At 42.0% G+C, this 14,072-nt stretch carries 11 protein-coding genes and 1 pseudogene; 8 read left to right on the forward strand and 4 right to left on the reverse strand.

Going from position 1 to position 14,072, the window contains the following annotated elements:
* Nucleotides 1-10: 10 nt before the first annotated feature.
* Nucleotides 11-463: an immunity 26/phosphotriesterase HocA family protein gene (locus FIU95_RS07805; protein WP_152453037.1), complete on the reverse strand. Its 453-nt coding sequence runs from the start codon at nt 461-463 to the stop codon at nt 11-13.
* A gap of 247 nt (nt 464-710) precedes the next feature.
* Here FIU95_RS07805 and tnpA point away from each other — a divergent pair.
* A pseudogene (tnpA, locus tag FIU95_RS21435) lies at nt 711-1,075 on the forward strand (IS200/IS605 family transposase); the annotation flags it as partial.
* A gap of 423 nt (nt 1,076-1,498) precedes the next feature.
* Here the strand turns inward: tnpA and FIU95_RS07820 are convergent.
* A complete protein-coding gene (locus FIU95_RS07820) occupies nt 1,499-3,565 on the reverse strand; it encodes an alpha/beta fold hydrolase (protein WP_152453044.1) in 2,067 nt (688 codons plus the stop codon).
* Between the two features lie 138 nt (nt 3,566-3,703).
* On the opposite strand from FIU95_RS07820, the gene FIU95_RS07825 reads away from it, so the two are divergent.
* The 6 genes from FIU95_RS07825 (at nt 3,704) to FIU95_RS21440 (ending at nt 9,843) form a co-directional block, all read left to right on the forward strand.
* Nucleotides 3,704-4,213 (forward strand): hypothetical protein, encoded by a 510-nt coding sequence (locus FIU95_RS07825; RefSeq protein ID WP_152453046.1) that lies wholly within the window; start codon nt 3,704-3,706, stop codon nt 4,211-4,213.
* Nucleotide 4,214: 1 nt separating this feature from the next.
* The gene (locus FIU95_RS07830) at nt 4,215-4,424 is read left to right on the forward strand and encodes a helix-turn-helix transcriptional regulator (RefSeq protein WP_152453048.1); all 210 of its coding nucleotides are present in this window, start codon (nt 4,215-4,217) and stop codon (nt 4,422-4,424) included.
* Between the two features lie 506 nt (nt 4,425-4,930).
* A complete protein-coding gene (locus tag FIU95_RS07835; protein ID WP_152453050.1) occupies nt 4,931-6,004 on the forward strand; it encodes a hypothetical protein in 1,074 nt (357 codons plus the stop codon).
* A complete protein-coding gene (locus tag FIU95_RS07840) occupies nt 6,001-6,264 on the forward strand; it encodes a hypothetical protein (protein WP_152453052.1) in 264 nt (87 codons plus the stop codon). Before FIU95_RS07835 ends, FIU95_RS07840 begins: the two co-directional genes overlap by 4 nt.
* Nucleotides 6,265-6,536: 272 nt before the next feature.
* The gene (locus FIU95_RS07845) at nt 6,537-8,135 is read left to right on the forward strand and encodes an NAD(P)/FAD-dependent oxidoreductase (RefSeq protein WP_152453054.1); all 1,599 of its coding nucleotides are present in this window, start codon (nt 6,537-6,539) and stop codon (nt 8,133-8,135) included.
* Nucleotides 8,136-8,526: 391 nt separating this feature from the next.
* Nucleotides 8,527-9,843, forward strand: coding sequence for a hypothetical protein (locus FIU95_RS21440; protein WP_253868946.1), 1,317 nt, complete (start codon nt 8,527-8,529; stop codon nt 9,841-9,843).
* 121 nt (nt 9,844-9,964) lie between these two features.
* Here FIU95_RS21440 and FIU95_RS07855 read toward each other — a convergent pair whose 3' ends face one another.
* Nucleotides 9,965-10,711 (reverse strand): sulfite exporter TauE/SafE family protein, encoded by a 747-nt coding sequence (locus tag FIU95_RS07855; protein WP_152453056.1) that lies wholly within the window; start codon nt 10,709-10,711, stop codon nt 9,965-9,967.
* A 427-nt stretch (nt 10,712-11,138) separates the two neighbouring features.
* The gene (locus tag FIU95_RS07860) at nt 11,139-12,047 is read right to left on the reverse strand and encodes a peptidoglycan DD-metalloendopeptidase family protein (RefSeq protein WP_152453058.1); all 909 of its coding nucleotides are present in this window, start codon (nt 12,045-12,047) and stop codon (nt 11,139-11,141) included.
* Nucleotides 12,048-12,641: 594 nt separating this feature from the next.
* Between FIU95_RS07860 and FIU95_RS07865 the strand changes: the two genes are divergently transcribed.
* Nucleotides 12,642-14,024: an MFS transporter gene (locus FIU95_RS07865; protein WP_152453060.1), complete on the forward strand. Its 1,383-nt coding sequence runs from the start codon at nt 12,642-12,644 to the stop codon at nt 14,022-14,024.
* Nucleotides 14,025-14,072 lie beyond the last annotated feature (48 nt).

The raw sequence follows: 14,072 nt of genomic DNA on the forward strand, positions 1-14,072 counted from the left end.
TCTTCTCTTTTTACTTAATTTTTAACGACTCCACCCACTTATTAGGTACACCTAAAAAGTGATCTCGAAGTCTATCTTCTATATGCTCTGGGTCCCATACGGCAGCTCTCTCTAACCCTTCACAATCCCCTGCTGAAACAGGTCCGTCTTGAATTTCGGAGTTCCTATATAGGAATAAATTATCATTCATGGGGCTCTGCTTAAAAAAAGTTACTGGTGCCCTTAGCTCTTCTGTTAAAGGGCTTTGGCCAATAATTGGCCATCGACCGGATGTAACTGCATATTTCATAACCCAAACTTTAAATAAAATAGGGGAGTTAATCAAAACATTAATCGGCGGAATCTCCTTAACTTTTAAATCGTAAAAAGCTATAAGAGGATCCTTGAGTACATGTGCAAAGCAAAACTCACCACTTTCTAATTCAATTTTAACTACACTTCCAGCTTTATGTTTAATAGCCATACAAAAGCCCAAGAATTACTTTATTACTTCAATTATATACAATCCATTTCTTATTTTTAGCTCCGAGCCATTAATAACATTGTCAGGAGTGCCTCCGGTAGATTTTGCTCCCCCATTAGTGTCAATAAGTAATTAACACATAGGTAAACCACCGCCTCTGCGGTGAGACTTGACAAGGCTCAGCTGTTCCGGCGTACAGAGTAAAAATATGGCCTCCATGAACGGGCAAGCTCCAGAAGGAAGCCATATGAGAGATTGGCAATGCCAAGCTCACGTGAAACATTATTGCAGGTACCACGTGGTATTTGTGCCCAAGTATCGAAAGAAAGCCTTATTTGGGACAATGAGATGGGAGATTGGAGCAATATTCCGAGACTTATGTCGTCAATAGAGCATTGAATTGGTAAAGGGTACGCAATGAGGGATCACATTCATATGCTGTTAATGACTCCTCCGAAGTTTAGTGTTTCCACTACGGTTGGGTTTCTGAAAGGGAAATCTGCAACCCAGATATTTCTGAAGTACAAGCATGTACAGAGAAATTTCGCAGAGAGACACTTTTGGGCTCGGGGTTACTGTGTGAGTATAGTGGGGCGAGATGAGCAGGTGATTTGAGTGTACATCAAGAATCAAGAGGTAGAAGAATGCCAGCATGAGCAGATGCAACTGGCGGGGTTGTAACTGGCCCCCTCTGGGGGCTTTCACCATACCACCTGCTATGCGGGTGGTTGCTGATTAAACGGGTGCTCCAAGTGGGTGATGGCTTAGTAGCTAACTCGAGATTTCTATTAGCTGGTTGTGCTTATGGATCATAATCCTATCTAAATTGAAAATGAGGCAGTCGTGAGATATTTTCCGCTATTAAGGTTGGGATATTAAGGTGCTAGGGTTACGGAGTTTCTTGTGTTGTTCTTTAAAAGCTGAAATGACAGTAGTTTAAAGTAGCCTGTCTTTGATCGATATTGATTAAGATCTATCACAGACAGGCGCTCCATATTGGTAATCAACTCAAGGTCGCAAGAAATCTATTTAAGATTACTCCTCGGCTAATTTTGATATGTCAACTTCAAGCCCGGCCAAATGGGTAGTAAGCTCCTCAGGAATATCAGAGCTTACTTCACCACCTAAGTGCTCAGAGAGAAATTCTTCCATTTTTATCAAATAAGCCAGTTTATTAATACGCTTAGTAAATCCGTGCCCCTCATCTTTAGCCAAAATATACTCGACAGCTAAGTCTTTTTGATGCATGTCTATAGCAATTTGATCAGACTCAAGTTGAGTAACGCGAGGATCATTTGCACCCTGAGCCAATAGTAAAGGTGCTTTAATTTGATCCGTAAAGTTTAAAGGTGATCGGGCCTGCATATCCTCTCGGTCTGATTGAATCAAAGGATCACCGACTGCTTTGAACCAGTTGGAAATAAATGGTCGATAATACTCCGGGAATGACTCAACCAAGGTGACTAGGCTTGATGGGCCCACAAAAGATATCGCGGCTGCATATACATCGGGGGTGAAAGTCAACCCGGAAAGTGCTGCATAGCCTCCGTAAGACCCACCCATGATGGCTACTTTATCTTTGTCCGCAATGCCTTGCTCGACTAGAAACTCAACACCATCAGTCAGGTCATGTTGCATTGCACCAGTTCCCCACTGGCGATTACCCAAAGCGATGAAGGTTTCACCAAAGCCTGTAGATGTACGAAAGTTGGGTTGTAATACCGCATAGCCGCGATTTGCCAGCAACTGAGACACGCGATTGAAGAAGCCATCACTAAGCCTCCAGTGATCTCTTTCCCATGGGCCACCGTGAGGCAATACCACTAGCGGCAATTGACTGCTCTTGCCTTTGGGTAGGGTCAGATAGGCTTGAATAGTGATACCGTCACGAGCTTTATAAGTAATAGAGCGTCTTTCTGTCAGAGATTCAGAATCTAACCTTGTATCTTTATCAATCAAGCGCCTCAGTGATTGGTCTGCTTGATTGTAGGTATAAAAAGCCCCCAGATCGACATCACTGGCAATATCTAGCAGCCATATGCCAGCCTCCTCATTGATAGAGATAACATCAATCTCTACCCTGCCTGAAAATTGACTGATGATATATTGCCAATGCTTTTTGAACTCCTTACTAATTGGATAATCTTCTCTATACCCATAGTAGTAAGAAACCAACTGAAGCTCCCCATCCTTATTGAATAAGGTCTTATAAACGTCGGATCGTTGATTGGGGTCGGTGTGAACGTCAACAATTTTCCCTGAATTTAAATCCAGTTGTTTTAATCCTGAAGTATCAGCCTCGCCGAAGCTGGATTCGAAATACACTCTTCCAAGATCTGAATTATAACTGGAAAGGTGTAAAATTTCTCCCGCTTCAGTTTTCAGAGCTTCTTGCCAAGATTTATTCTTACGAATAAATAATTCCATGGATGTATCTGGGTTGGATCTTACACCGGCAATAGGAATTCCCTCATTGTCAAACAACACATGATTGAAGCGCTGAGTATTTGACATTACCCATGTCAACTTACCAGTTTGGGTATTCAACTGATAAAAGCTCAACAGATTCGGGTCGTCGTGATTAGCCATTAGAGTAAGGCTTTTAGGCTTTTCTGAAGCCTGTCCCGCCAGCATATAATTTACGCCAGCTTTCGTTGTTAATTTTTGAGTGTTGAGCAAATTTAAAATTTTATCCTTTACCTCCAGATCCAATCGATAAATCTGGTGCTGCTCGTTCCCATTGGTATCTTTAGAAACAAACATACCGAGCTGATGTTTATCCCAATAAAAGCTATCTGCTCCATCGGCGAAAGCAGTTAAAGGGAAGGCATCCTCAACACTCCCATTACTCGGCATTACATAGATATTTGGTGCCCCGTTGTGCTGCTGGAGCCAAGCTAGCCATTGACCATCAGAAGATAATTTGACTCCACTGATTTCAGAGTCATTAAAGAAACTCTCAACAGGGAGTAACTCCTGTTGAGCTTCTGTTGATACTGAATCCTCTAAAACGACATTCATGCTACAGCCGCTAAAAACAGCGGCAAAGCTCAGCCAGCAGATGGTCTTAGGTATTGACCAGCGGTGATTTTTTAATTCCATGGACTTAACTCCTTATCAGTGATGACCATGGGTATACTGTAGAGCAGCTATAAATTATTGTAAAGCAATAATTTATAGCTAGATTGCAGAAATTAGATACTGTTGTATAATGTTTGCTTATCCCATTGGAGCTAACCTGTGAAGCAAAATATTCAGGTATTAAGTACGCGTTTGCGCTGGACTGTCGTCGCTGTCAGTTTGATCGCTATTTGCATTTTGCTGATCAACTACTTTGTTTACGATGAGAATGCCTTCAATAGCAGTAACCCACTTTTCCAGGAGCTTTGGGCGTTAGGTGACCAGTACAGGTCGATGCTATTACTTGGCCAACTGCCAACCTTTGTGCTTTCCGGCTTGTTTATCTATTGGCTTTGGCGGCTTTTTGGTCAGTACGCGAAGGGTGACTATTTTGGTAAAGAGAGTGACCGTTGCTATGTGTGGTTGGTTTGGCTCTATGGGGCTTCGATCCTGGTGCGCATGCTGGAGTCTTTGTGGCTCAGCTATCTATCGTATTTGCATGAAAGTGAACTAACCCTGGTGCTGTCATTTGATGTCGGTAGGCTTTTTACATTGTTCGTACTTGTGAGCGTCCTCTATATTTTGCGCGCAGCAAAACAAATTGAGCAAGAAAACAAAGAGTTTGTATAGCATGGCTATCATTGTCAATTTGGATGTTATGCTGGCCAAACGTAAAGTCAGCTCTAAATCGTTGGCAGCTGAGATAGGTATTACCGAGGCTAACTTGTCATTATTGAAACGTGGCAAAGTGAAAGGGGTCAGGTTTGATACGTTATCGGCAATATGTGAAGCGCTTGAATGTCAGCCCGGTGATATTTTAGAGTTCAAACAAGATGAATGATCTACTATCTTTATACCCAGGAAGGGAGTGCCATGGGTGCTACCGGGGAATTTTTAGTGCAATAGTTAAGGACTGAACTGAAAATTTTTGACCTTCTCAGAGTGTTTCCTTTCGGACAGGTTAGAACCATTATGCATGAGCTTCTTAAACTAGGATGCTTATTCGCTTAAAATTTTTTTGGAGAATATATCTTCTTCAGTCTTCTATGCCTTCCATCTAAATTTACTGAAAGGGAGGGTACCTAGAAATAAGTTCGGTGTTGAAGCTCCTGGACTGTAAGTGCTTTCCGGTTGTAGAAGTATCGATGCTTTTTAATTTTCCTCTCGTTCTAGCTGTTCTTGCCAATAGAATTATTATCCTCTTAAGACCTGACTACCTATTCAGTAGTGTTTACCGTAACAAGCAAAATCCCACCCTATAATCGGTTCTTATAGATGCGGTAATTGGTAGTCACAAATGATCTCAGTGTTGCCCCATCAGTAGTGCTCAACTCTCGGGTGAAAGCTTTGTCTCTAAGCCTGCGTTTTATTGCATATTTCTACTTTCTGTTTTTATCTTTTGCAGCCTGTGCCAGTGGTTTCTCCAGCAAATCGCCTTCAGACTCTTCTCTAACAGTAGTTAGAACGAGCGTCTCTGAAACGAGCAGCCGTATAGAAAACTTTCCATTTTCTTGGATTTCACTACCAGGTGTTGTCAATGAGTATCATCTGGTAAAGCAAAAAGAGGATGGTATTTGGTCTGAGCTTAGTAAGTTCACTGGGTATTCATTTCAATCCCAAGGGCTATCTCAAGGGCTTTGGGGGTTCAAGGCGCAGCCCAGCAGTAGTGCAGGTTGTGGTGGTTTTTCCAGTGAGAAACATCAAGATGGTGCTAATCCTCTTCCCACGCCAAGAAATATAACTGTTCAAAGTGGAGAGTTGGAGAAAGTACAGCTAGTAAACCCTCCGATACAAGCTCCCCGAGTAGTGGATGCTGCTTCTGAAAATCCAAGATCTCAAGGAACCGTTGAAGTCAAATGGGAAACCCCTGATTCAAGGAAAAAAATTACCGGCTATGAAATTGAGCAGTGCAAAGGTAGTTGTTCCACGTGGTCCTGTGTTTATTCTGGAGAAAGTGCAGGCCCAATTGCCCTACCAAGGGAAAAGGGTAAGCGATTAACAAGTGGTTCCTATAAATTCCGAATTCGATCCTATGCCAGGACCGATGGTTCTAACACCTATAGCGCCTGGGTAACATCTCCAAGAGTCGCTGTGATTCGAAAGGGATTGATAAACCCTAAAGCTGTCAGGTTCACTCAGGATAGCATTAAGGCAACTTTTTCAAACGGACGAAAAGTGGAAGACTTGATCCAGGATCTAAAGAGTGGAAAATTGAATGCGGGTGATGTACCACCTATACGGGTATTCAGTAGAAATGGTAAAATCTATTCGTTAGACAATCGCAGGCTTAAGGCATTTCAGGAGGCAGCCAAGCCGATCCGCATAACACCCGCGACCCCAAGTGAGATTGTTGAGGGGTCATTTAAATTCACGAGTAAAAACGATGGTACCTCGATTCGTATTCGCAGAGGAGATAAATGAAAAAATTAAACTTACTTGAAAATCTTAACCAGGTTAAGACAAGAGATGATTTCTCTAAATTTGTTCTGGATATTCTTAATGATTATAAAAATAATTCTTCGAGTTGGGAGAATGCTGATCTAGCAAGTTTTCTGGAGGCAATGGCTGCTTGGGCAGATGATATGGATGGCTTTTACGCTAATCAGGGAGAAGAAATTCCCGAGAATATTCATTGGAAGGTTTTTGCTGAAATCCTATGTGCTGCCAGAATGTATGAATAACTTCATTAACCCGTTCATTTATTGATCCGCCATTCTGGGGATTAGTTTACTCAGCACTCCATATGAGTTTTCATGACATCTTATAAATTTAAACTTAATGACTAAGTGACTGAATAAATATTCTCGCTTTCAAAAAAATCTATCTCGCCTCTTCATTACCCCTTTGTTACAAGTTGACCAGGGCTGACTGTACTATTCCTAATATTAATTGACCGAATACGGGGTGAATCCAACCGTCTGGATGCTGGCCAATGATTCGATGAGATACCGTCATGAGCGAGTCATTACTTGAGGTTAAGGGAGAACCCGAGATCATCTTCATTGGTGCGGGTATCAATTCTCTCTGCGCTGCATTCATCTTGGCCAAAGAGGGTTGGCGAGTACTGGTCCTCGATCAAAATGCTACTCCAGGTGGTGCGATACGAACGCTGGAACTCACTTTACCAGGATTCTTACATGACATTGGGGCGATGAACCTGAGTATGTTCGCAGGCTCAGAATTTTATACTGAGCACAGAGAGGTCTTGGCAGAAAAGGGCTTGGAATTTATTGTCGCGGAGCATTCCTTTGGGTCATTTGCTTCGGATGACCGATTTTTGGGCGTTAGTAGGGATCTGGATGCCAATTTGCGATCCATTGCGTGCTTCTCGAAGGCAGACACTGAGGCATGGAAGGATTGGCGTGAAGACTATAATCGGTGCAGTCCCACCTTGTTCCAACTATTGGCCTCACCAGCCGTTCAAACCGGGCCGCTGGAACTTGTCTTTGGCAGAACCGGGGATATACCCCCTAGTGTCTCTACTCCCTTACGCGGGATACTGCTTGACTCCCTTCGTGCGAATTTAGGGCGACGTTTTCAGAGTGATATTGTACAGGCTCTGATAGCCGCTTGGGCAATGCACTTAGATTATGCACCTGATATCTCGGGTGGATGCTGGATGCCTTTTCTGGAGACCAATGGTGATGAGCGAAATGGCATTCCGATTGCTCGCGGTGGATCCGGCAACATGATCCGGGCCATTGTAGAACTTGTTCAGGAGCATGGGGGAAATGTTGCTGCCAAGCAGATGGTACAAGAGATCCTCTTTGATAAGGGGAGGGCGTCCGGTGTACGTCTTGCGAGTGGACAGGAGCTGCGATGTTCTCGTGGAGTTGTCGCCAGTGTCACACCGCAGGCATTGGTGAGACTGACGAGAGGTAATTTGTCGGATGCGATAGTTAAAGAAGCGGAAAACTACCGTTACGGGCCAGGCACAATGGTGATTCATCTCGCTCTATCGAGGTTGCCCGACTGGAAAGATGAAGCGGCGCGACGGAGCTTCTATGTGCATATAGGCCCATCGCTGGACTATATAGCGGCCGCTTATCAGGAAGGTGTGGCGGGTATGCTTCCAAGTCACCCTTTTATCGTAGTGGGCCAACCGACGATATTTGATTCAACCCGCGCCCCTGATGGCCAGCATGTTCTTTGGATAATGGTACGTGCAATACCTGCTGAGATTCGTGGAGATGCTGCCGGTGAAATAAAAGAACAGATCTGGAGCTCTGAAGCTGCCAAAAAAGTTGCAGATCGCGTCATTTGGAAGATATCGAGATATGCGCCGGGTCTTCCCGATAGGATCCTCGGGATGACTATACATACGCCATTGGAATTGCAGCAATTGAACCCAAATCTTGTGAATGGAGATTTAAACGCTGGTAGCCTCCATTTATCACAATTTTATGGCAATCGGCCCTTTACTGGGTATGCGAACCATGAAATGCCAATTCCAGGTCTCTACATGTGTGGTGCATCCACCTGGCCAGGTGGAGGTGCCGCGCCAGGGTCGGGAATGTTATTGGCTAGAAAGCTCTTATGTGGGAATTCGTGAAAGTGCATTGGCGATGCTAAATGGGTGTATTCATGGAAGGGATGCGATCAATTGGCATTGATTGGTCCATTTTACATTTTCAGATATCTTAAATGCTTAGTTAAGTCTTCAGAAGGGTATCTTTAAAGGGGCGGTATAATCTTTTTCTCAATGAAAGGCTCAAAAAGGGCTTTCTATCCAGGGGATTACATTCTAAGGAAGAACATTCTAAGGAGCTACATATAAGGTGCTTCACTTCTTGGATGCGACTGGTTGGAGTCAGTAACCGAGCGAAATACAATTTTTATAGGTTCTGAACTACTGGGGCCATCATGAGACTTCGCATTTGATACTATCACACCTATTTAAGGCCGACTAAACTATAGGAAAACTTAGCTAACGGAGTCGCTCAATGCTCTGTTACTTGAAATTCCTACTAGCTATTTTCATTACTTGCTGTCTATTGACGCCATTAAGCTCCGCTGTTGAGAGAGATAAATTAATCAGTCAGGCAAAATTTTCTAGTAATGGAAGCTGCTATACCCTTGATCGACTTACCCTGACAAATAGCCTTAATTTTGAATATCTAAAATATTATCTCACCCACAATGCTTTTATTGCAGCTAGTTTCAATGTTGGAAGCAGTCGGCAGCCTGAGGCCAGGCAAACCAAAAGACAGAGATTCACTTTTTTTAGTGAAACCTGCTATCCGGAAAAGAAATATACTGGCCGTATCAAAGAGAAATTTTGTAAAAGGAAAAAATCTCATTCGCAGTATTTTTTCAAAAATTCGCAACACCTAGCGCAAGAAAACAGGCTAAAAGTTGATCGACGTATTGAAAGTTATAAAAATATAATGTTTCAAACGTATGACTTTCAGTCTAGGTCTAATGAAAAATCCGATAATGCAAATGAAATTGAAGGATTTGATGAGATATATGCAATGGCACCTACGGCGAAAATAGAGATTGATGCCTTAGCAGATGTGATTGCTACTTTGACTGGAGGTCAAGTCGCTAAAGTGCCGATAAAATCGAAAGATAGGGCTCAATTAAAAATAATAAATGATTATGGCGGCGATCCAACTAGAATAACAGACCTTGCCAGAAACACTATTATTGTTCCTCAAAATAAAATCAAAGAAGTGATAGAAATGCTTCGTGCAAAATCCACAATCGTTAAAATATCAGATGGAGCCTTAGACCTGCTAGGCTACAGTGGAGTAAATTCTAAAATAAAAACGAAGTCTGGCTTAATTGCGGAAATACAGGTAAATTCTCCAGAAATGATATATGCAAAAGAGCCTCCAGAAATAGCTAAGGCACTGCTGGGGGAAGATGTTTATGGCTCGATTGCAAGTAAATCTCCCGTTGCAGGCGGGAAAGGGCATAAGCTGTATGAAAAATGGCGCTCTTTAGAGGAAGGTGATCCGAATAGAAGGAAGCTCGAGGCTGAAAGTAAAGAGTATTATGAGTCAATAAGGTCTAAGGCGATGTCAATTAAAACTGGCGAGTATTTAAACTTAAAGCACGTTTATATTGATTATTCTTTTGAGTCGGTTATGTTTAGAAGAGATAAAGAAACAAAAAACATATATAGAAAATTTTATGGAGAGAAAGAACACCCCGCTCCTATCCCGCACACAAATCGATTGTTTAATGATGCTCTTTTATATGGTCAAGAAATCACTAAAGAAGAATACCTTAAAGGTGAAGGGGGAGGTAACTAATGACTGATCTAAATGCTGCAATTGAAGTAGTAGGAAAACTATATTTCAGGAAAAAGGATAGGCCTGGGATCTCATATCTTGATTTTTCCATGTTGGATCTTCCCTAATGGCAAGATGGGAGTTACGCCACTGCCTCCCAGAGTTGTGCACTGACCCGAAAAATTAAAACTAGTCCAGATATAAACATAATTGATAGGGCGTAACTATCGAATCTCTGGATACTTATTATTTTTAAAAAATGTTTTGCTACGAGCATTCCCACCATAACGCCTAAACCAATAGTGATGCCATATGTGAGCAGTTCTGAATTGAGGGCGCCAAAATGGAAATAGGCAACAAGCTTAGTGGAGTGCATCATTAAAGAGCTTACTCCTCTCGTGGCTACCAGCTCTTCTTTGTTGAGTCCATAATTTAAGAAAAAGGGGTTTTGTACAGGGCCAACCGCGCCAATGATTGAGGAGAATAGTGTGGTGACAAATCCCAGCATGGGAAAATATGGAAGATGCATAATGAAAGATTTTTTCTTTCGCCCGAATCCAAACTGAAATACGGTCGATACCAAGAATAAACCGACAGTGAACTCTATCAATAATGGGTGCATTCGCGTGTAAACATAGGCACCAATGATTGCTCCGGGAATAATTCCTGGTAGTAGCCATAGTGCTACTTTCCAATTAATGTACTTCCAGAATAAAAAAATGCCAAATGGCGATGCAATAGCATTGCCAGTGGTTAATATAGGTGCAACGAGATGAGGTCCTACCAGAAATCCTACCAAAGGTACTAGCAGCAGTGCTCCTCCACCTGCAGCCATGATAGATATGTAGCCGGTTACTAGCCCAAATATAAGGAGTAGGAAAATAATCATAAGTCAGCAGATTTTCATGCCTAGCATCAATATTGTTATTCCTTATAGGTAAGCACAAAAACAATGAAAGACTAGTGGCTGTGATATAGGGAGAGTGTTTTAAGTATAAAAATTGGAGTTTGTGCAGAGAAGCCTGGCGCCAAGTTGGGTATGGCGTAACTTAGCACTTATAATTTTTTATATTATCGATAATTGCGCCAGAAAGTTGGCTGGTAGCCGTATGTTATCAGTATTAGATTTAACACGACTATAAACGCGATACCGTGGCGATGTATTTTTTTGTTCTTCGAAGTTAAAGGAGAATATATATCATTGTGGAGATTTAGGCGGAGTGTAGTAGCCTAAAAATCGTTTTGTAAAAAGATGTTAGCTGCAAACTAGAGGTATGGGTTGCTGCATATAATCCCTTTCCTTCTATCGATAAAATTTAAATTTCTTCAGGTGGGCTAAATACCGTCATCCCTCGCTTAGGAGTGAATGGCTCATCGTCTTCTCCAATAAATTGGAATGGTATAGATACAGTTGACATTCCAATATTCTTTCGGATTACAAAGTGAAGATGAGGCCCTGTGGAAAAGCCAGAGGAGCCAGATCTGGCTAAACGATCTCCAGATTTCACCTTGTCTCCAGGTTTTACTAAGGCGGTTCCTTGTAATATATGCGCATATGTAGCATAGGTGCCATCCTCATGTAAAACTGATACATAGTTGGCTTTATCTAGGAAGTACTCCTTTGCTCCACCCATATGGTAGTCGTCTTTTACCCAGATGACAGTTCCCTCTCTGGCCGCACCTATGTAGGTGCCTATAGGCATGGCAATATCTACTGCGTATTTATTCGGTCGTTGGTGATGGGAAAATCTACCATTAAAGGATTGGGTAATTCGGTGGTCTTGAAGAGAAGAAATGGGTAGGCGATAAGTATAGGACTTTGCAAGTGTTTCCGGTGAACCCATCACCCATGTGTAATAATATTTATCAATTTCTTCGTTACTTTCATAAAGTTTGAATTTTGAATTGCTAGGTACAACTGTTGTAAAAACTCTATCTACATTTTCCGAAAACTTAATTTTAAGTTGCACTTCAATAGGTGCGTAATAAGGGTTTTGAGCAAATATATAATTAACCTTATCATCGGTTAGGGTATATATCTTTGGTTTGCTCTTGGTTAGCTTAGAGGAAGTCTTCTTTATTGTTTCTACTTCAATATCTTTGGTAGGTTTTCTATCGGTAAAAATCCAATTCCCCTTCTGATCTTTGTATTTATAGATCTGATCGGCACTGGCTGGTATGGAAAGCAGGAGATATAGTGAGAGTAAAGTTAAGAATCTTTCCATTGAAATTTGCTTTGTTTATGCTCAATTTAGCAGTTCATTTTATCTACGAATAGTTATTGGATCAAGTTTGATTATCTAATGTTTGTTATAAACTTTAAGTGACGACTTGATTGGATCAGAAGGCGGGCCAATACAAAGTTTATAACAATCCTTACTGTTGAATCGTGTGCACACCTACAGCTTAATTGGGTGATTTGATTTATATAAGAAGTTTTAAAGTTTGCTTGTGGTTGATATCGCACAATTTATATATGTGGGGCTACAATATGATCTACTTATAGCGTTAGGGATTGCAGTTATCACTTGAGATCATAAGCCCAATATTTCATGATAAAATTCATTGTCTGACATTTTGCCAGAGAGGTTAATGTTTCTAATCTCAAGGCCTTAAATGCATAATGAATGTATTATTAAATATAGTGGCTTTAATCCGGTCGGTACATTAATTATCTATATGGATGAGACTTAATTTTTTAGAGAGTGCAGGCTAATCTTGTTTATTATGAAAGATGGGGCTTATATCGGTTCGTTAACCTCAGTCTAACAACTAAGATAATAGATTATGCACATTTTCCAACGAAATGAGTGACGGTAATGTATCTAAAGGGATTAACCGCTTCTGAAGCCCGAAGTCTGGGTTTGACGGCGTTAATTTTCTCAATTTTTCTTGTTGGATATGATTATACCGCTTTCTCTGTCGCTCTCCCTTCAATTCAGAAGACGTTCCAGGTCGATATTACGACAACAATGTGGCTGGTTAATGCTTACGCCTTGGCTTTTGGTGTTTCTGTAATATCTTGTGGCCGCTTAGCTGATATGTTGGGGAGGCGACGAACCTTTTTTATAGGCGCAACACTCTTTTCGGTATTCTCTCTTTTAGGTGGTTTTTCGCTAAATATATGGATGTTGATGGGGTGTCGCGTAATGTTAAGTATTGGTGGCGCCATGATGTGGCCTTCCGTGATAGGGATGACTTATCACTTGTTAGATAGCAAACGCGCTGGAATTGCGGGTGGGCTGTTGATGCTTGGTTGTGGCGTGGCAAATTCCCTAGGCCCTATTATTGGTGGGATTTTAACCGATACCCTGGGGTGGCGCTGGATACTTTTCCTAAATCTCCCCTTAACCCTGGTGGCGATGCTTATTTGCTGGAAGTTGGTCATTAGCGATTTACCATCGGCCCCGGGCGAACATGTGGATTTAACTGGGCTGCTATTTCTCTCATTGGCTTTACTTGCGCTGTTGTTAGGGTTGGATTTATCTGTAGATGTGGGGTTTGTTAACAACCGAACATTGCTCCTATTTTTGGGCTTTGTTCTTTTCCTGTCTGCATTTGTCTGGTTGGATTATCGTTCATCAGGAGAGCCTCTGATACCTGTGGATGTGGTCAAGAATAAGAGGTTCTTCGCGGAAGGAGTTGCTACTTTATTGGTCTCTGTGGCATTTATAGCTGCACTGATGTTTGTTCCACAGTTTCTCAGTAAGGTATGGAAATTCACTGCGATACAGTCTGGTATAGCGCTACTCCCCATGATGATAATGTTTGGTGCCACTTCTTTTCTATCAGGACATCTTTATGAGAGGTTTGGGGCCAAGTTACTCTCCTGTTTTGGGGCTCTATTTATGTGGGCTGGTATGTTGGTTCTCTCTAAACTTTCTGTGCAAGTTGAGCCCTTCATTTTTACGCCAGGCATGGGGTTGATGGGTATTGGAATGGGTTTGTTTTACCCCACTATCACCACGGCAGCTATTCTAATTCTCAGGTATGACCGTGCCAGCCTTGCTGCAGCCATCATCTATATGTTTCAAATTATTGGTGGTGCAATCGGTTTGGGATTGAATACGACAATCGTTGCGCTGGCCCCAGATTTGGCGACTGGTATTAGTCGGGCGTTTTTGATGAATGCCCACTTGGCCCTGTTGGGGATGGTGGTGAGTGTGTTTTTTATCAATGGAAGAGGGAAGGGTTCAAGTTAATAGAGGGCGGTATAAACTTCCCTTAAATGCTAACTTATTCTCAGATTT

The organism is Microbulbifer sp. THAF38 (genome assembly GCF_009363535.1).
Lineage (GTDB): Bacteria > Pseudomonadota > Gammaproteobacteria > Pseudomonadales > Cellvibrionaceae > Microbulbifer.